The sequence below is a fragment of the Thermomonas sp. genome, assembly GCF_046293095.1.
Taxonomy (GTDB): Bacteria; Pseudomonadota; Gammaproteobacteria; order Xanthomonadales; family Xanthomonadaceae; genus Thermomonas.
The window spans coordinates 41,354-58,911 of sequence record NZ_JBKBPN010000002.1; the positions used below are offsets into that span (position 1 = coordinate 41,354).

Annotated in this window: 17 protein-coding genes and 1 pseudogene; 15 read left to right on the forward strand and 3 right to left on the reverse strand. The window is 69.3% G+C overall.

From position 1 onward, the window contains the following. Positions 1–4 precede the first annotated feature (4 nt). The 8 genes from ACK4SG_RS03585 to recO all read left to right on the forward strand — a co-directional run bounded on the left by ACK4SG_RS03585 (position 5) and on the right by recO (position 8,264). A complete protein-coding gene (locus ACK4SG_RS03585) occupies positions 5–901 on the forward strand; it encodes a sigma-E factor negative regulatory protein (RefSeq protein ID WP_409599808.1) in 897 nt (298 codons plus the stop codon). A gap of 79 nt (positions 902–980) precedes the next feature. Then, a complete protein-coding gene (locus ACK4SG_RS03590; RefSeq protein ID WP_409599810.1) occupies positions 981–2,534 on the forward strand; it encodes a DegQ family serine endoprotease in 1,554 nt (517 codons plus the stop codon). A gap of 173 nt (positions 2,535–2,707) precedes the next feature. Continuing rightward, positions 2,708–4,501, forward strand: coding sequence for a translation elongation factor 4 (lepA, locus tag ACK4SG_RS03595; protein ID WP_409599812.1), 1,794 nt, complete (start codon positions 2,708–2,710; stop codon positions 4,499–4,501). Positions 4,502–4,610: 109 nt separating this feature from the next. Continuing rightward, positions 4,611–5,396 (forward strand): signal peptidase I, encoded by a 786-nt coding sequence (gene lepB / locus ACK4SG_RS03600; RefSeq protein WP_409600691.1) that lies wholly within the window; start codon positions 4,611–4,613, stop codon positions 5,394–5,396. A 37-nt stretch (positions 5,397–5,433) separates the two neighbouring features. Next, complete coding sequence (locus ACK4SG_RS03605) at positions 5,434–5,817, forward strand: DUF4845 domain-containing protein (RefSeq protein ID WP_409599814.1); 384 nt, start codon at positions 5,434–5,436, stop codon at positions 5,815–5,817. After that, positions 5,798–6,484, forward strand: coding sequence for a ribonuclease III (gene rnc, locus ACK4SG_RS03610; protein WP_409599816.1), 687 nt, complete (start codon positions 5,798–5,800; stop codon positions 6,482–6,484). Before ACK4SG_RS03605 ends, rnc begins: the two co-directional genes overlap by 20 nt. Further along, positions 6,481–7,404 carry a GTPase Era gene (gene era / locus ACK4SG_RS03615; RefSeq protein WP_409599818.1) on the forward strand — a complete coding sequence of 308 codons (924 nt, stop codon included), beginning with the start codon at positions 6,481–6,483 and terminating at the stop codon, positions 7,402–7,404. The genes rnc and era overlap by 4 nt, the downstream gene beginning before the upstream one ends. A gap of 116 nt (positions 7,405–7,520) precedes the next feature. After that, entirely contained in the window at positions 7,521–8,264 is a 744-nt protein-coding gene (recO, locus tag ACK4SG_RS03620) for a DNA repair protein RecO (RefSeq protein ID WP_409599820.1), read from the forward strand. Between the two features lie 132 nt (positions 8,265–8,396). Here recO and ACK4SG_RS03625 read toward each other — a convergent pair. From ACK4SG_RS03625 to yhbY, 3 genes and pseudogenes are all read right to left on the reverse strand, one after another. After that, positions 8,397–8,705: pseudogene (locus tag ACK4SG_RS03625) on the reverse strand (GreA/GreB family elongation factor); the annotation flags it as partial. 126 nt (positions 8,706–8,831) lie between these two features. Continuing rightward, entirely contained in the window at positions 8,832–9,203 is a 372-nt protein-coding gene (locus ACK4SG_RS03630) for an Mth938-like domain-containing protein (RefSeq protein WP_409599822.1), read from the reverse strand. Between the two features lie 19 nt (positions 9,204–9,222). After that, entirely contained in the window at positions 9,223–9,528 is a 306-nt protein-coding gene (gene yhbY, locus ACK4SG_RS03635) for a ribosome assembly RNA-binding protein YhbY (protein WP_409599824.1), read from the reverse strand. Between the two features lie 117 nt (positions 9,529–9,645). Between yhbY and rlmE the strand changes: the two genes are divergently transcribed. The 7 genes from rlmE (at position 9,646) to hflX (ending at position 17,527) form a co-directional block, all read left to right on the forward strand. Beyond that, positions 9,646–10,293, forward strand: a complete 648-nt coding sequence (gene rlmE, locus ACK4SG_RS03640) for a 23S rRNA (uridine(2552)-2'-O)-methyltransferase RlmE (protein ID WP_409599826.1) — start codon at positions 9,646–9,648, stop codon at positions 10,291–10,293. Positions 10,294–10,334: 41 nt separating this feature from the next. Further along, the gene (gene ftsH / locus ACK4SG_RS03645) at positions 10,335–12,236 is read left to right on the forward strand and encodes an ATP-dependent zinc metalloprotease FtsH (protein WP_409599828.1); all 1,902 of its coding nucleotides are present in this window, start codon (positions 10,335–10,337) and stop codon (positions 12,234–12,236) included. 66 nt (positions 12,237–12,302) lie between these two features. After that, positions 12,303–13,196 carry a dihydropteroate synthase gene (folP, locus tag ACK4SG_RS03650; protein ID WP_409599830.1) on the forward strand — a complete coding sequence of 298 codons (894 nt, stop codon included), beginning with the start codon at positions 12,303–12,305 and terminating at the stop codon, positions 13,194–13,196. 46 nt (positions 13,197–13,242) lie between these two features. Next, positions 13,243–14,745: a sodium/proline symporter PutP gene (gene putP / locus ACK4SG_RS03655; protein WP_409599832.1), complete on the forward strand. Its 1,503-nt coding sequence runs from the start codon at positions 13,243–13,245 to the stop codon at positions 14,743–14,745. Between the two features lie 4 nt (positions 14,746–14,749). Beyond that, entirely contained in the window at positions 14,750–15,715 is a 966-nt protein-coding gene (miaA, locus tag ACK4SG_RS03660; RefSeq protein WP_409599834.1) for a tRNA (adenosine(37)-N6)-dimethylallyltransferase MiaA, read from the forward strand. Positions 15,716–15,859: 144 nt separating this feature from the next. Then, on the forward strand, positions 15,860–16,129 hold the full coding sequence (hfq, locus tag ACK4SG_RS03665) for an RNA chaperone Hfq (RefSeq protein WP_409599836.1): 270 nt from the start codon (positions 15,860–15,862) through the stop codon (positions 16,127–16,129). A gap of 54 nt (positions 16,130–16,183) precedes the next feature. Next, positions 16,184–17,527 (forward strand): ribosome rescue GTPase HflX, encoded by a 1,344-nt coding sequence (hflX, locus tag ACK4SG_RS03670; protein ID WP_409599838.1) that lies wholly within the window; start codon positions 16,184–16,186, stop codon positions 17,525–17,527. Positions 17,528–17,558 lie beyond the last annotated feature (31 nt).

A 17,558-nucleotide genomic window follows, 5' to 3' on the forward strand; every position in this document is an offset into this window, starting at 1 on the left:
GCCCATGCATACCGACGCCGACACCGACCGCCACTGCATCGACCTCACCCAGCTCAGCAGCCGGGAGCAACTGTCCGCGCTGATGGACGGGGCACTGCCGGAAGACCAGACCCGCTTCCTGCTGCGCCGCCTGCAGCACGACGCCGAGCTGGCCGGCAGCTGGGAGCGATGGCGCATCGCCAGCGACGTGATGCGCGGCCTGGCGCCCGCCCGGCACCTGCCGGCGGATTTCGCTTCGCGGGTCGGCGCCGCATTGCGCGGCCAGGACGCCGTGGCCGCGCAGGCACGTGCCGCGGCGTTGCGCCCGGTCTGGCTGCGCCGTGGGGCGGGCATCGCCGCGCTGGCTGCCGCGCTGGGCCTGGTGGCCCTGCTGGCGCGCCCGGCCCTGGATCCCGATGTTGCGGTGGGGCCTGTGGCGCAGGAGGTTGCGGCCACCCGATCCGCCGTGGCGATGCCGGCCGCGCAGCAAGTTGCGCCGACGCCCGCGCCCGCGCCGCAGGCGGAAACCCCGGATAGGCGGGTCGCCTCGGCAGCAGTGGCCGTTACCACACCGCTGCGCCGCAGCAAGTTGCCAAGCGCATCTCCGATGGCTACGCCCGCCCAGGCAGAGCGCGTCGGCATCGCCGCCGCCACGCCTCCGGCCGCAGAACCGGACATGCCGGCGGCTGCCTTCCCCGTCCTGCCGTCCACGGACAGTGTGCCCCGGCCCTGGCCGCGCTCGATCCTGTCGCAGTACGGCAGTGGCGGCAGTCTGGCCGTTGGTTTCGGTGAACACCTGCCGCGGGCCGCGGACAATCCTTTCACGCCGTCCGCCTTCCGCGCGCCGCCGACCCTGTTGTCCGATGTCGCCGCCACACCGGCCCAGGATGATGGCCCGTCCGGCTCCCAGCCGCAGCCCTGATTCCCCATGAGTCCCGTCGCGCCGGCCAAGGCCCGGCGAGCGGTTCGTCCCCATCCGTGTCTTCGAGGATATCTTCGCCATGCCTGCACCCCGCACCGTTTTCCGCCCCCTTCTGTTGGCCACTGCGCTGGCCGTGGCCGGCGTCGGCGCCTGCAGCGGCCAGAACGCCGCCAATGCGCAGACGCCGCTGGCCGGCCAGCCGACCACACCGGCCCCCGAGCTGGTGGCCGGCCTGCCGGACTTCACGCGTCTGGTCGAGCAGGTCGGCCCTGCCGTGGTCAGCGTGCAGGCGGAAATCGGCAGCAAGCCGGCCATTGCGAAGTCTGGCCGCGCCCCGCAGATGCCCGGCGACGATGAGGGGGACGGCGAAGACCAGATCCCCGAGTTCTTCCGTCGCTTCTTCGGCCCCGGCATGACCCCGATGCCGGGCATGCCCGGCATGCCGAACGCCCGTCCGCGGGGGACCTCGCTGGGTACCGGCTTCATCATCTCCAGCGACGGCTACGTGCTGACCAATCACCATGTGATCGACGGCGCCGACACCGTGCGCATCCGCCTGGCCGACCGCCGCGAGTTCACCGCCAAGGTGGTGGGCAGCGATGAACAGTCCGATGTTGCGCTGCTGAAGATCGACGCCAAGGGCCTGCCGGTGATGCGCATCGGCGATTCCGCCACGCTGAAGCCGGGCCAGTGGGTGGTGGCGATCGGCTCGCCGTTCGGCCTGGACCATTCCGTCACTGCCGGTATCGTCAGCGCGGTGGGCCGCGCCAACCCCGGCGCCGACCAGCGCTACGTCCCGTTCATCCAGACCGACGTGGCGATCAATCGCGGCAATTCCGGCGGCCCGCTGCTGGACACCCGCGGGCAAGTGGTGGGCATCAATTCGCAGATCTTCAGCAATTCCGGCGGCTACATGGGCGTGAGCTTCGCAATCCCGATCGACGTGGCGATGAACGCGGTGCAGCAGCTCAAGGCTAACGGCAAGGTGCGGCGCGGGCAGCTGGGCGTGCAGATCCAGGCCATGGACCGCGATGCCGCTCGTGCGCTGGGCCTGCCCGATGCCAACGGGGCGCTGGTGGCCACGGTGGAGCCCGGCAGTGCCGCCGAACGCGCCGGCCTGCAGCGCCAGGACGTGATCCGCAGTGTCAATGGGCGGCCGGTGTACGAGTCCAGCGACCTGCCGCCGATCATCGGCGCAATGGCGCCGGGCAGTCGGGTCACGTTGGAGGTGATCCGTGATGGCAAGCCGCGGACGCTGACCGCCACCTTGGGGGCACTGGATGAGGCCAGTGCCGACGCCGGCGACCAGGGCAGTGCGGCTCCCCGTTCCAGCGCGCCCGCGCAGGCCAATCCGCTGGGGATCGTCGGGCAGGATCTGACCGCCCAGCAGCGCAGCCGCCTGGGCCTGCAGCCGAAGGAAGGCGTGCTGATCGCCCGCATCGAGGGGCAGGCCGCGCGTGAGGCCGGGCTGATGCCGGGCGACGTGGTGCTGGCGGTGGGCCGCAATGATGTCGGTAGTGCGGCTGCACTGGACGCCCAGTTGCGCGCCGCCGGCACCGAAAAGCCGGTGATGCTGCTGGTGCGCCGCGGCAGCGGTACCCGTTACGTCACGGTCACGCCGGCCGGTAAGTGAGGCGTGTGCGGGCGCCGGCCAGCGAACTGGTCGGCGCCCGCATTAAGAGCGGCTGGGCGCGCGGCAGGGCCGCCAGCGGGCCTGTGCGATAATGAAAAGCTATTTTTATGTCAGGCTGCGCTCCCGCGGCCTGCGCCGCACCCAGCCGACGCCCCCACATGCAGCACGATTCGATGCGGTTCATCCGCAACTTCTCCATCATCGCCCACGTCGACCACGGCAAGTCGACCTTGGCCGACCGCATCATCCAGCTGTGCGGCGGCCTGCAGGCGCGCGAGATGGAAGCGCAGGTGCTCGACTCCAACCCGATCGAGCGCGAGCGCGGCATCACCATCAAGGCGCAGTCGGTCTCGCTGCCGTACACCGCGAAGGACGGCAACACCTATTTCCTGAACTTCATCGATACCCCGGGCCACGTCGACTTCAGCTACGAGGTCAGCCGCTCGCTGGCGGCCTGCGAAGGCGCGCTGCTGGTGGTGGATGCGGCGCAGGGCGTGGAAGCGCAGTCGGTGGCCAATTGCTACACCGCGGTGGAGCAGGGCCTGGAAGTGGTGCCGGTGCTGAACAAGATCGACCTGCCTACCGCCGACATCGACAAGGTGAAGGAGGAGATCGAGGCCGTGATCGGCATCGATGCCGCCGATGCCGTCGCCATCAGCGCCAAGACCGGGCTCAACGTCGGCGACGTGCTGGAGGCCATTGTCCACCGCATCCCGCCGCCGCAGCCGCGCGACACCGACAAGCTGCAGGCGCTGATCATCGACTCGTGGTTCGACAACTACCTCGGCGTGGTCTCGCTGGTGCGCGTGATGCAGGGCGAGCTGAAGCCCGGCGACAAGATGCTGGTGATGTCGACCGGCCGCACCCACCTGGTGGACGCGGTCGGCGTGTTCACACCCAAGCGCAAGGTGCTGCCGGCCCTGCGCGCGGGCGAGGTGGGCTGGGTCACCGCTTCCATCAAGGACGTGCACGGTGCGCCGGTAGGCGACACGCTTACGCTGGCGGCCGACCCGGCGCCGGCGCCGCTGCCGGGCTTCCAGGAGATGCAGCCGCGCGTGTTCGCCGGCCTGTTCCCGGTCGATGCCGAGGATTACCCGGCGCTGCGCGAGGCGCTGGAGAAGCTGCGCCTGAACGATGCCGCGCTGCGCTTCGAGCCGGAAAGCTCGGAGGCGATGGGCTTCGGCTTCCGCTGCGGCTTCCTCGGCATGCTGCACATGGAGATCGTGCAGGAGCGGCTGGAGCGCGAATACGACCTCAACCTGATCACCACCGCACCCACGGTGATCTACGAGGTGCTGAAGACCGACGGCACCATCGTGCCGATGGACAACCCCGCCAAGCTGCCGCCGATCAACCAGGTGCAGGAGATCCGCGAGCCGATCATCCGCGCCAATATCCTCACGCCCGAGCCGTACATCGGCAACATCATCAAACTGTGCGAGGAAAAGCGCGGCGTGCAGATCGGCATCACCTACATGGCCAGCCAGGTGCAGATCAGTTACGAGCTGCCGATGGCCGAGGTGGTGCTGGATTTCTTCGACAAGCTCAAGTCGGTGAGCCGCGGCTACGCTTCGCTGGATTACCACTTCCTGCGCTTCGATGCCGGCCCGTTTGTGCGCGTGGACACGCTGATCAACGGCGACCGGGTGGACGCGCTGTCCATCATCGTCCACCGCAGCCACGCCGACCGGCGCGGCCGCGAGCTGTGCGAGAAGATGAAGGATCTGATCCCGCGGCAGATGTTCGACGTGGCCATCCAGGCGGCGATCGGAAGCCAGATCATCGCCCGCACCACCGTCAAGGCGCTGCGCAAGAACGTGCTGGCCAAGTGCTACGGCGGCGATGCCACGCGCAAGAAGAAGCTGCTGGAGAAGCAGAAGGAAGGCAAGAAACGCATGAAGCAGGTCGGTCGCGTGGAGATCCCGCAGGAGGCCTTCCTTGCCGTGCTGCAGGTGGACGGCAAGTGACGCCGTCCGCGACCACCGCCGCGATGGCGCCGCCTACCCGCGGCCCGGCCGGGCGGCCTGATGCAACCCTGGTCCGGCCCGGCCGGAAAATGACGGAGAGCGCCGCATGATGGTGTGGTTTGAAACGATTCTGGTGGCGCTGACCGCCGTCACCGGCCTGGTCTGGCTGCTGGACAAGCTGTTCCTGGCCAAGCGCCGCGCGGCCGCTGCAGGCCCGCTGGATGACGCCAAAGAGCCGGCGCTGGTCGATTATTCCAAGGCGTTCTTTCCGGTGCTGGCGCTGGTGCTGGGGTTGCGCAGCTTCGTCGCCGAGCCTTTCCGCATTCCGTCCAGTTCGATGATGCCGACCCTGCTGATCGGCGATTTCATCCTGGTCAACAAGTTCTCCTACGGTCTGCGCTGGCCGATCACCAACAAGAAATTCCTCGACAACGGCGAGCCCGCACGCGGCGACGTGGTGGTGTTCCGTCCGCCGCACCACCCTCGCGAGGACTGGATCAAGCGGGTCATCGGCCTGCCCGGCGATACCATCGGGTATCACGACCACAAGGTGAGCATCAACGGCACCGTGCTGCCATACCGGGTGGAAGGAATCTACACCGGCGTTGGCCAGGGGGCTGGCGAGACCGGCGATACCAAGCTGACCGAAGGGCTGCCTGGCCGCCCACATTTCATCCTGGAGCGCGAAATGAGCGTGGCGGAGGGTGACTGGACGGTGCCGGAAGGGCATTATTTCGTCATGGGCGACAACCGTGGCAACAGCGAGGACAGCCGGTTCTGGGGGTTCCTGCCGGAGGCCAACCTGCGCGGCAAGGCGTTCATGGTGTGGATGAACTTCGATGCCAGTGCCGACCACTGGGTGGACGTTTCCCGCATCGGAACCCGTATTCCTTGATCGACACCCGGCCGTTCAACCAAGAGGGGATGTGCGCATGAAGCAGAAGCAGCAAGGCATGACCATGCTGGGGTTCCTGATCACCCTGTGCGTAGCGATTTTTTTCGCCTACGTGGCCATGAAGATCGTGCCCATGTATATCGAGTACTACTCCGTGCAGCAGGCACTCAAGGGGCTGGCGGAGGATCCGGAACTTGCCGGTGCCTCCAAGGACAAGATCCGCGAGCGCTACCAGCGCCGGCTGGAGATGAGCTACGCGGACCACGTCAAGAAGATGGACGCACTGAAGTTCGAGTCGGGTGACGGCGGTCTGAAGATGATCGTGGACTACGAGCGCCGCGAGCCGCTGATGGCCAATCTCGATGTGGTCGGCAAGTTCCACGCCGAACGGGTACTGGCGCGTGGCGCAAGCGCCGAGTGACGGTCCGGGGCCGGCATTCGCCGGCCATGTGTTCGCGGACCCCGCGCTGCTGGCGCAGGCGCTGACCCACCGCAGCGCCGGCAGTCCGCATAACGAACGTCTCGAGTTCCTCGGCGATGCGCTGGTCAACCAGTTCATCGCCGAAGCGCTGTACCGGCACTGGCCCAGGGCCGACGAGGGCGCGCTCACCCGCGCGCGCGCGGAGCTGGTGCGGGAGTCGGCTTTGGCGGGGATCGCCCGCACGCTGGATCTCGGCGCCCATCTGGTGCTGGGGCCGGGGGAGATGAAAACCGGCGGTCACCGGCGCGACTCGATCCTGGCCGATGCGCTGGAAGCGTTGATCGCGGCGATTTATCTGGATGCGGGTTTCGACGCCTGTCGCGCGGTCGTGCTGCCGTGGTTCGCGCCGCTGATCGCAGCGCTGCCGCCCGCCAACAAGGTCGGCAAGGACGCCAAGACCCGCCTGCAGGAGTGGCTGCAGGCCCGCCAGCATCCGCTGCCGGTGTATGCGCTGCTGCACGAGGGGGGCGAGGACCACGCGCGGATCTTCCGGGTCAGTTGCACCCTGTCCGTGCCCGCGCTGCGTACCGAAGGCGAGGGCAGCTCGCGGCGGGCGGCGGAACAACAGGCGGCCGAGGCCGCGCTCAAGGATATCGAACAGGCATGAACACCCCCACGTCCCGCAGCGGCGCCGTCGCCGTGATCGGTCGGCCCAACGTCGGCAAATCCACCCTGGTCAATGCGCTGGTCGGCGCCAAGGTCAGCATCACCTCCAACCGCCCGCAGACCACGCGACATCGTCTTCTGGGCATCGCCACCTTCCCGCGCGGACAGCTGCAGCTGGTGGACACGCCCGGCATCCACGGCGAGCAGGGCAAGCGCTCCGGCAAGGCGATGAACCGGATGATGAACCGTGCCGCGCGCGGCGCGCTGGAAGGCGTGGACGCGGCGCTGCTGGTGGTCGAGGCGGGCCGCTGGGACCACGAGGACGGCCTGGCCTACGATGCGTTGCGCAATGCTGGCCTGCCGGTGGTGCTGGTGGTCAACCAGGTCGACAAGCTCAAGGACAAGACGGCATTGCTGCCGTTCATCGCCAAGGTGACGGAAGGGCGCGAATTCGCCGCCGTGCATCCGCTCTCCGCGCTCAAGCGCAGCGGGCTGGAGCCGCTGGTCGCCACGCTGCTGGATCTGATGCCGGAGGCCGCGCCGATGTATGGCGAGGACGAGATCACCGACAAGAGCCAGCGCTTCCTCGCAGGTGAACTGGTGCGTGAGCAGCTGATGCGCCGGCTGGGCGAAGAGCTGCCGTACTCCACCACGGTGGAGGTGGAGAAGTTCGAGGAGGAGCCCTCGCCCAAGGCCGGGGTGATGTACCGCATCGATGCGGTGATCTGGGTCGAGCGTGAAGGCCAGAAGGCCATCGTGATCGGCAAGGGCGGTGAGCGCCTGCGCGACATCGGCAAGCACGCCCGCGAGCAGATGGAGCGCCTGTTCGACGCCAAGGTCTTCCTGCAGACCTGGGTGCGCGTGCGCGAAGGCTGGAGCGACGACGAAGCGGCGCTGCGCGCGCTGGGCTACCACGACTGATCCGGCGGGTGCCGTGAGGCATCCGCGTGAATTCCGGCTCGGACACGGCGCACTATCGCGCATGGCGGTGCCGATCACCCCGGCACGTCCCCATGGCGCCCTCCTACAATGCGGGAATGCGCTTCACTGCCGAGCCCGCCTTCGTCCTGCACGCCCGCCCATGGCGGGAGACCAGCCTGCTGGTCGAAGTGCTGAGCGCCGATCACGGCCGTATCGGCCTGGTCGCGCGCGGGGTGCTGGCGCCCAGGAAGCATCTGCTGCGCGCTGCGTTGCAGCCGCTGCAGTCCATCCGTTTCGATGCGGTGCAGAAAGGCGAGCTGGCGCAGCTCGCCGCCGCCGAGGCGGTGGATGCCGCGCCGCTGCTGCACGGGGATGCGGCAATGGCCGGGTTCTACGTCAACGAACTGTGCCTGCGGCTGGCCCCGCGCCATGTGCCGCAGCCGGAACTGCACGCGGCCTACGCGCAGGTACGCGAGCGCCTGCGTGCGGGTGAGCCGCTGGCATGGACGCTGCGCCGGTTCGAACGCGACCTGCTAGAGGCGCTGGGCGTGGGCCTGGCGTTCGGGCAGGAGGCCGATGGCATGGCGGTCGATCCTGGCGCGCGCTATCGCCTGGATCCCGAGGAGGGGCCGCGCCGGCTGTACAGCGAGCGCGCCGGCGAGCGCCGTGACACCGCCACGGGCCGCGCGTTGCTGGCGCTGGCCGACGACGTCCTGCCCGATGCAGACGATCTGGCCAGCCTGCGCCTGCCGCTTCGGGGAGTGCTGCTGCACCACCTCGGCGGGCGCGGGCTGAAATCGTGGGAGATGCTGGGGGAACTGGGGCGCCTGGGCGCGCCCCGGCCGCCTGCCGCGGCGTGACGCCGGGACCTCTTCAGCGGTGCAGTTGGCCCGCGGCTTCCGGCTGGTAGCGGATCGCCTGCACGTGCAGGCGCCGCGGCGGCCGCCCGGCAGCGGCCAGTCGATGCTGTCGCCCACGCGCAGACCCAGCAGGGCGCTGCCCACCGGGGCGAGGATCGAGACCTTGTCGCTGCTGCCGTCGGCGTCGCGGGGATAGACCAGCGTCAGCGCATGGGCGTGTGCCTGCTGCTGGTCGTCGACGACCTCCACCAGCGCGGTGGTGTTCATGGTGATGACGTCGCCCGGCATCGTGCCCGGCTCGACCAGCTCGGCACGTTCCAGCTCGCCGCGCAGGGCGGTGGTGTCGAGGCTGCGGTACTCCGGGCGCTCCAGCAGGTCCTCGATCCGTTCCACGTCGATGCGGGACAGCAGCAGGGCAGGGCGTTGGTCGGTGGTGCTCATGGTGTGAGTGGCTCCAGCAAAGCAATGCGGGCGGCGCGGCTGGCGCGTCGCCCGCGGGTGTCATCGGATTTGCGGGGCACCATAGCCCCGAAGCGCGGGCCCGGCAACCGCCGGGCGGGCGTTGGTTCAGGGAAACACGAAGGCGGCCACGACCCGTCGTCCCTCGCCTGCCAGCACCGAATAGGTGCGCGCGGCGGCGGCATTGGTCATGGCCTCGAGGCCGATGCCATGCTGCAGGCAGGCGGCCATCACCGCGGCCGGCGGAAAGGCCTGGGTGGGGCCAGTGCCCAGCACCACCAGTTCCGGGGCCAGGGCCAGCACGACGTCGAGATCGGCCGGCGTCATCTGCCGCACGTCGCGGACCGGCCAGGCTTCGACCAGGGTGTCGGGTGCCACCACGAAACTCGCCGTCAGGCGGCGGTCGTTGACCAGCGCGCCCGCGCCGTCGGCGCCACGCAGGAAGAATGGGTAGTCGGGGCGTTCAAGATTGAGCTGCATCGCGGTATCGCGGGAGGGATCAGGCGCGCGGCAGGACGATCTGCCGCTTGTCCTTGCCGGGGCGATAGAGCACCGCGGTGTGGCCGATGCGCTGCACCAGCGCGGCGTCGGTGCGGTCGGCCAGGTCGGCAATCATGGCGTCGCGCGCTTCGCGGTCCACGCCGGCCACCTTCACCTTGATCAGCTCGTGATGCTCCAGGGCCAGATCCACCTCCGCCACCAGGGCGTCGGTGATGCCCTTGCCGCCGACCTGCAGCATCGCCTTGAGGTCGTGGGCTTGCCCGCGAAGGAAGCGGAGCTGGGCATTGGTGAGGGCGATCGGCATGCGGCACGTGGCGGATAATCAGGGAGGTGCAGGGTATCATGCAGGCCAGCAGGGCCGCCTACCGGCGGGCTCCTTACTCCCACCAGCCCTCCCCCCTGCGGGAGGGGGACCGCAGGCATGGCCACCCGCAGTAAATCCAGCCAGCGCTGGCTCAAGGAACACTTCTCCGACCCCTACGTCAAGAAAGCGCAGGCCGAGGGCATGCGCTCGCGTGCCGCCTACAAGCTGGAGGAGCTGGTCGAACGCGACCGCCTGCTCAAGCCCGGCATGGTGGTGGTGGACCTGGGGGCGGCCCCGGGCGGCTGGTCGCAGTGGATCCGCCAGGAGCTCGACCGGCTGGACCCGAACCGCCCGGGCCGGGTGATCGCCAGCGACATTCTGGAGATGCCCTCGCTGGCCGGGGTGGATTTTCTTCATGGCGACTTCAGGGACGATGCGGTTCTATCCGGGTTGTTGGAGCTGCTTGGCGGGCAGCCGGTTGACCTTGTGTTGTCCGACATGGCCCCCAATAAGAGTGGTGTAGCGGCAGTGGACCAGCCGCGCGCGATGCACCTGGCCGAGCTGGCGATGGACTTCGCCGACGGCCAGCTTCGCACCGGCGGTGCCTTCCTGATCAAGTTGTTCCAGGGGGCCGGGTTCGACGAATACGTGCGGGAACTGCGGCGGCGGTATGCCAAAGTGGTGATCCGGAAGCCGGCGGCATCGCGTAACAGGTCTCCGGAGGTCTACGCGCTGGCCACCGGCAAGTTGGCCCAGGCGAAATAGGCGGACGGCAGCAGGCGGAAGGCATAAGGACAAAGGACGACATGAACGATCTCGCGAAAAACCTGCTCCTCTGGGTGGTGGTGGCTGCCGTCCTGATGGTTGTCTTCCAGAGCTTCTCGCCGAAGCTGGCCGCCAATCAGGAGGTCGTCTACTCGCAGTTCGTGCAGGACGTGGAGAACGACCGGATCAAGAAGGTCGACATCGCCAGCAACGAGCGCAGCATCAGCTTCGAGCGCACCGACGGCAGCAGCGGCACCACCACCGCCCCGGTCCGCGACAAGGACCTGATCAACGACCTCATCCAGCACAAGGTGGAGATCAAGCAGGCACCGCCGGATTCCGGTGTTTCGTTCTGGTCGCTGGTGCTGAACTTCCTGCCGGTGCTGCTGATCATCGGCTTCTGGCTGTTCATGATGCGGCAGATGCAGGGCGGTGGCAGTGGCAAGGGCGCGATGTCGTTCGGCCGTTCGCGCGCCAAGCTGCTGTCGGATGACCAGGTCAAGGTGACCTTTGCCGACGTCGCCGGCTGCGACGAGGCCAAGGAGGACGTGGCCGAGCTGGTTGAGTTCCTGCGCGACCCGTCGCGCTTCCAGAAGCTGGGCGGCAAGATCCCGCGCGGCGTGCTGATGGTCGGCCCGCCCGGCACCGGCAAGACGCTGCTCGCCAAGGCGATCGCCGGCGAGGCCAAGGTGCCGTTCTTCTCGATCTCCGGCTCGGACTTCGTCGAGATGTTCGTCGGCGTCGGTGCCAGCCGTGTGCGCGACATGTTCGAGCAGGCCAAGAAGCACGCGCCCTGCATCATCTTCATCGACGAGATCGATGCGGTCGGCCGCCATCGCGGCGCCGGCCTGGGCGGTGGCCACGACGAGCGCGAGCAGACCCTCAACCAGTTGCTGGTCGAGATGGACGGCTTCGAGGGCGGCGAGGGCGTCATTGTGATTGCCGCCACCAATCGCCCCGACGTGCTCGACCCGGCCCTGCTGCGGCCGGGGCGCTTCGACCGCCAGGTGGTGGTGGGCCTGCCCGACGTGAAGGGGCGCGAGCAGATCCTCAAGGTCCACATGCGCAAGCTGCCGCTGGCGGCCGACGTGGAGCCGATGACCATCGCCCGCGGCACGCCCGGCTTCTCTGGTGCCGACCTCGCCAACCTCTGCAACGAGGCGGCGCTGTTCGCCGCGCGCGGCAACGAGAAGGAAGTGCGCATGGAGCACTTCGACAAGGCGCGCGACAAGATCCTGATGGGCGCCGAGCGCCGATCGATGGCGATGAGCGAGCAGGAAAAGACGCTGACCGCCTACCACGAAGCCGGCCATGCCATCGTCGGCCGGCTGGTGCCGGAGCACGACCCCGTCTACAAGGTCACCATCATCCCGCGCGGCCGCGCGCTGGGCGTGACCATGTACCTGCCGGAGGGCGACAAATACAGCTACAACCGCACCGCCATCGAGTCCCAGCTGGCCTCGCTGTACGGCGGCCGTGTGGCAGAGGAATTGATCTTCGGCCCCGACAAGGTGACCACCGGTGCCTCCAACGACATCGAGCGCGCCACCAAGATGGCACGCAACATGGTGACCAAGTGGGGCCTGTCCGAACTCGGCCCGATCACCTTCGGCGAGGAGGAGGACGAAGTGTTCCTGGGCCGCAGCGTGACCCAGCACAAGAACGTCTCCGATGACACCGCGCGCAGGATCGACGACGTGGTGCGCGGCATCCTCGACAAGGCCTATGCGCGCACCACGGCAATCCTGACCGAGAACATCGACAAGCTGCACACGATGGCCAAGGCGCTGCTGGAGTACGAAACCATCGACGTGCCGCAGATCGACGCGATCATGGAGGGCCGCGAAGTTCCGCCGCCCATGGGGTGGAACAAGTCGGGCAGCAAGCGCACCGACGCTGCCCCACCTGCCGCTCCGATTGCCGGGCCCGCCGCCCAGACCTGAGCGCGCTTGCCTCGCCCGCACCGACAGGCCAGAGTTCGCTCTGGCCTGTTTCGTTTGGAGTCCCCGATGTTCGATACCGCCCCGCAACTGGATTGCAACGGACGCGTCCTGCGGTTGGATCGCCCGCGGGTGATGGGGGTCGTGAATGTCACCCCGGATTCGTTCTCCGACGGTGGCGCCTGTTTCGATGCGGAGGCGGCGGTTGCGCACGGCCTGCGGTTGGCGGAGCAGGGCGCCGATGTGCTGGACATCGGCGGCGAATCCACCCGGCCGGGCGCGCAGGAGGTGCCCGTGGAGGAGGAACTGCGGCGCGTGGTGCCGGTGGTCGAGCGGCTGGCGCGCGCGACCGCGCTGCCGATCAGCATCGATACCAGCAAGCCTGAGGTCATGCGCGCGGCGGTCGCCGCGGGTGCGGGCATGCTCAACGACGTGTATGGCCTGCGCCGCGACGGAGCGCTCGGTGCCGCGGCGGAGCTGGGCGTGCCGGTGGTGCTGATGCACATGCTGGGCGAGCCGCGCTCGATGCAGGAGGCGCCGGACTACGACGACGTGGTGGGCGAGGTGCACCGCTTTCTCGCCGAGCGCATCTTCGCCGCCGAGATGGCCGGCATCGCCAGGAAGAACATCGTGGTGGACCCCGGCTTCGGCTTCGGCAAGACCACCGCGCACAACCTGCAGCTGCTGGCGCAGTTGGAGCGCTTCACCGAGCTGGGTGTGCCGGTGCTGGCGGGCCTGTCGCGCAAGCGCACCATTGGCGAGCTGACCGGCCGCACCGAGCCGCGGGCGCGGATGGCAGGCTCGGTGGCGGCACACCTGGTGGCCGCGCAGCGGGGTGCCCTGCTGCTGCGCGTGCACGACGTGGCCGAAACCGTGGACGCGCTGAAGGTGTGGACGGCGGTCGCCGCCGTGCCGGCACCGCGCAAGCAGGCAAACAAACCGGAGATCGTCTGGCCGGAATGACCGGACCCGGACGGGTTAAAGTGCGGCGTCCAACCGGAGCCCGCGCATGACCGCCAGTACCCCGCTGCTGATCACCTTTGGCCTGTACCTGCTGGCGATGGTGGGGATCGGGTTGGCGGCCTGGCGCTCCACCCGCAGCCTGGACGACTACATCCTTGGCGGACGCTCGCTGGGCGGCTACGTCACCGCGCTGTCGGCGGGCGCGTCCGACATGAGCGGCTGGCTGCTGATGGGCCTGCCCGGCGCGCTGTACCTGACCGGCGTCAGCGAGGCGTGGATCGCCGTTGGCCTGTGCATCGGCGCATGGTGCAACTGGCGCTTCGTTGCGGGGCCGCTGCGCGTTTACACCGAGCGCACCGACAATGCCCTGACGCTGCCGGACTACTTCACGACGCGCTTCTCGAACACCGGCTCCACCGCCAACGGACGCCTGTTGCGCGCCGTGTCGGCGCTGGTGATCCTGGTGTTCTTCGCGGTCTATTGCGCCAGCGGCATCGTGGCCGGCGCGCGCCTGTTCGAGAGCGTATTCGGGCTGCCCTACGCGCAGGCCCTTTGGTGGGGGGCGGCCGCCACGATCCTGTACACCCTGATCGGCGGCTTTCTTGCGGTGAGCTGGACCGACACGGTGCAGGCCACCCTGATGATCTTCGCGCTGCTGCTGACGCCGGTCATCGTCATCCTCAGCGTGGGCGGGCCGGGCGAGACGCTGCGGGTCATCGAACAGGTCGATCCGTCGCGCCTGCAATGGATCGGTGGCGGTGGTCTGGTGGCAGTCGTCTCCGCGCTGGCCTGGGGCCTGGGCTATTTCGGCCAGCCGCATATCCTGGCCCGCTTCATGGCGGCGGATTCGCTGGCGGTGATCCCGCAGGCGCGCCGCATCGGGATGACGTGGATGGTTCTGTGCCTGCTGGGCGCGATCGCCGTGGGGTTGTCCGGCATCGCCTGGGCTACCCAGCATCCGCAGCAGGCCGGCGTGCTGGCGGAAAACCCCGAGCGCGTCTTCATCGTGCTGGCCGAGGCGCTGTTCAATCCGTGGGTGGCGGGGGTGTTGCTCTCCGCCATTCTGGCCGCGGTGATGAGCACGCTCAGCTGCCAGCTGCTGGTCTGTTCCAGCGCGCTTACCGAGGACTTCTACCGCGGCTTCCTGCGGCCCAACGCCGGCCCGCGCGAGCTGGTGTGGATGGGGCGCGCCGCGGTGCTGGCGGTGGCTTTGCTGGCGATCTTCATCGCCCGCGACCCCGACAGTCGCGTGCTCGGCCTGGTCAGCTATGCGTGGGCCGGCTTCGGCGCGGCATTCGGGCCGGTGGTGCTGCTCTCGCTGGTCTGGGGCCGGATGACCGGTGTCGGCGCACTGGCGGGCATGGTGGCCGGCGCGCTGACCGTGGTGCTGTGGAAGCACACGGGCAGTGCGCTGTACGAAATCGTGCCGGGGTTCCTGGCCGGCGGCATCGCGGTCGTGCTGGGCAGCCTGCTGTCGCCTGCGCCGGCCGCGGAAGTACGGGCCCGCCACCAGCAGGTCCGGGCCAGCCTGCACGAAAGCGGTTACTGACCCGATGCGGCTGGACGCGCGCCCGCGCGCAATCGCGCTGATGGGCCCCACGGCGTCGGGTAAGAGTGCGTACGCCATCGCGCTGGCGCGGCGACTGGGCGGTGAAATCGTCAGCGTCGATTCCGCGCTGGTCTACCGCGGCCTGGACATCGGCGCGGCCAAGCCCACCCGCGCGGAGCAGGCGCTGGCGCCGCACCACCTCATCGACCTGCGCGCGCCGTGGCAGCCGTACTCGGCCGCCGAGTTCGCGACGGACGCGCGGGCCGCCATCGACGGCATCGTGGCCCGTGGCCGGCTGCCGATCCTTGCCGGCGGCACCGGCCTCTACTTCCGCGCGCTGCTGGAAGGCCTGTCCGACATGCCGCAGGCCGACGAGGCGCTGCGCGTTGCGATCTCCGCCGAGGCGGAGGTGCGCGGCTGGGCGGCGCTGCACGCCGAGCTGGCGCAGGTGGATCCCGTAGCGGCCGCGCGCATCCATGCCACCGACGCGCAGCGCATCCAGCGCGCGCTGGAGGTCTATCGGCTCAGCGGCCGTCCGATCAGCGCCTGGCAGCGCGATGCGGCCGGGGCTCGCCTGCCGCTGCGGGTATTGAAACTGGTGCTGGCGCCGCCGCGCCGGGAGGACCTGCACGCCCGCATCGAAGCCCGCTTCGACGCCATGCTGGCGGCCGGCTTCCTCGACGAGGTGCGCGCCCTGCGCGCCTTGCCGGAACTGCGCGCCCACTCCAAGCCGCTGGACCTGCCGGCTCTGCGCGCGGTGGGTTACCGGCAAGCCTGGGAGTACCTGGACGGCGCCTCCTCGCCGGCGGAGTTCCGCTCCCGCGCGATCGCCGCGACCCGGCAATTGGCCAAGCGCCAGTTCACCTGGTTGCGCGGCGAACTGGATGCGCGATGGTTCGATCCGGCATCCCAGCAGGCCGCGCTGGACGCAGCGGTGGCCGGTTTCCTCGGGCGCGCGCGGCCGGCCTGACGCAGGGCCGACGGCGTTCCCCCGGGCATGACTCCTGCGTTAACATCGGGACGCGCCCGCCGCGATGGACGGGCGCGGGGCCGGGGATCGCCACGGGCGTCCGCCCACGACAACAACGACAACGCACGACAGCACGGGGAATCCATGACGAAGTCGCAATCCTTGCAGGATCCGTTCCTGAACGCCTTGCGCCGCGAGCGCGTGCCGGTCTCGGTGTATCTGGTGAACGGCATCAAGCTGCAGGGCACCATCGAATCGTTCGACCAGTTCGTCATCCTGCTGCGCAACACCGTCAGCCAGATGGTCTACAAGCACGCGATCTCCACCGTGGTGCCCGCCCGCAACGTCCGCCTGGGCGCGGCTGGCCCGGAGACGGCCGACGCGGCGGAACCGGCGCAGCCCGACGCCGGATGATCCGGTAACGGCACGGGCTTGCAATCGCGGGCCTTCGCCCGCACGTCATGCCCGATGTCCACCCAATTCTTCGAACGTTCGCGCGGCGGTGAGAACGCGCTGCTGATCCAGCCCCATGCCGGCGGCCCGCCGGCCGAAGGCGTGCTGGAGGAATTCACCGAACTGGCGCGCTCGGCCGGTGCGCGCGTGGCGGCGGTCCTGCCCGCCCGCATCGACAAGCCCAATCCGTCGATCCTGATCGGCACCGGCAAGCTGGACGAGGTAAAGGCGGCCTGCGAGGCCACCGGCGCCGACCTGGTGCTGGTCAACCATGCGCTGACCCCGGTGCAGGAGCGCAATCTCGAGAAGGCGCTGGAGCGCCGGGTGGTGGATCGCACCGGCCTGATCCTGGACATCTTCGCCCAGCGCGCGCGCAGCCACGAGGGCAAGCTGCAGGTGGAACTGGCGCAGCTGCGCCACATGGCCACCCGCCTGGTGCGCGGCTGGACCCACCTGGAGCGCCAGCGCGGCGGTGCCATCGGCTTGCGTGGCCCCGGCGAAACCCAGCTGGAAACCGACCGCCGGCTGCTGCAGAAGCGCATGGAGATGCTGCAGAAGCGGCTGGAGAAAGTCGAGGTGCAGCACGCCCAGATGCGCCGCGCCCGCGTCCGCAGCGAGCTGCCGCGGGTGGCGCTGGTGGGTTACACCAACGCCGGCAAGTCCACCCTGTTCAACGCGCTGACCGGCGCCGGCGCCTATGCGGCGGACCAGCTGTTCGCCACGCTCGACCCCACCGTGCGCCGCATCGAGCTGCCGGGCGGTAGCGTGGTGCTGGCCGATACCGTCGGCTTCGTGCGCGACCTGCCGCACGAGCTGGTGGCCGCGTTCCGTTCCACCCTGAGTGAAGCGCGTGAGGCCGACCTGCTGCTGCACGTCGTCGATGCAGACGATCCGCTGCGCGACGAGCGCATGGCGCAGGTGGATGCGGTGCTGCACGAGATCGGCGCCGGCGACCTGCCGCAGCTGGTGGTGTTCAACAAGATCGACCGCATCGAGGGCGCTCAGCCGCGCATCGATGCCCCCGGCGAGGCGCGCAGTGCGGTCTGGCTGTCGGCCCGCGACGGGCTGGGGCTGGACCTGCTGCGCGATGCGCTGGGCGAGCGCCTCGGGCTGCGTCGCGTCGCCGGCGAGGTGCTGCTGCCCACCGATGCCGGCCGCCTGCGCGCCCGCTTGCATGCGCTGGGAGCGGTGCGCGGCGAACAGCACGACGGCGAGCGCTGGATGCTGGACGTGGACCTGCCCCTGGCGGAGGCGGCGCGGCTGGCCGCCCAGGCCGACGGCGCCCCGCTGCGCCCGCTGCTGCCTGTCCCCGGACCGGAGGATTCCGACGATGGCTTCCCGGTAGAATCGGCCCCATGACGACACAACACAGCGGCCCGCGCGGGCCAAG

Coding starts and splice junctions, on each gene's coding strand:
- hfq (WP_409599836.1), top strand. CDS start 15,860: ATGACGAAGTCGCAATCCTTGCAGGATCCGTTCCTGAACGCCTTGCGC.
- hflX (WP_409599838.1), top strand. CDS start 16,184: ATGTCCACCCAATTCTTCGAACGTTCGCGCGGCGGTGAGAACGCGCTG.
- miaA (WP_409599834.1), top strand. CDS start 14,750: ATGCGGCTGGACGCGCGCCCGCGCGCAATCGCGCTGATGGGCCCCACG.
- ACK4SG_RS03590 (WP_409599810.1), top strand. CDS start 981: ATGCCTGCACCCCGCACCGTTTTCCGCCCCCTTCTGTTGGCCACTGCG.
- folP (WP_409599830.1), top strand. CDS start 12,303: ATGTTCGATACCGCCCCGCAACTGGATTGCAACGGACGCGTCCTGCGG.
- era (WP_409599818.1), top strand. CDS start 6,481: ATGAACACCCCCACGTCCCGCAGCGGCGCCGTCGCCGTGATCGGTCGG.
- yhbY (WP_409599824.1), bottom strand. CDS start 9,528: ATGCCGATCGCCCTCACCAATGCCCAGCTCCGCTTCCTTCGCGGGCAA.
- lepB (WP_409600691.1), top strand. CDS start 4,611: ATGGTGTGGTTTGAAACGATTCTGGTGGCGCTGACCGCCGTCACCGGC.
- ACK4SG_RS03605 (WP_409599814.1), top strand. CDS start 5,434: ATGAAGCAGAAGCAGCAAGGCATGACCATGCTGGGGTTCCTGATCACC.
- ftsH (WP_409599828.1), top strand. CDS start 10,335: ATGAACGATCTCGCGAAAAACCTGCTCCTCTGGGTGGTGGTGGCTGCC.
- lepA (WP_409599812.1), top strand. CDS start 2,708: ATGCGGTTCATCCGCAACTTCTCCATCATCGCCCACGTCGACCACGGC.
- ACK4SG_RS03630 (WP_409599822.1), bottom strand. CDS start 9,203: ATGCAGCTCAATCTTGAACGCCCCGACTACCCATTCTTCCTGCGTGGC.
- recO (WP_409599820.1), top strand. CDS start 7,521: ATGCGCTTCACTGCCGAGCCCGCCTTCGTCCTGCACGCCCGCCCATGG.
- ACK4SG_RS03585 (WP_409599808.1), top strand. CDS start 5: ATGCATACCGACGCCGACACCGACCGCCACTGCATCGACCTCACCCAG.
- rlmE (WP_409599826.1), top strand. CDS start 9,646: ATGGCCACCCGCAGTAAATCCAGCCAGCGCTGGCTCAAGGAACACTTC.
- putP (WP_409599832.1), top strand. CDS start 13,243: ATGACCGCCAGTACCCCGCTGCTGATCACCTTTGGCCTGTACCTGCTG.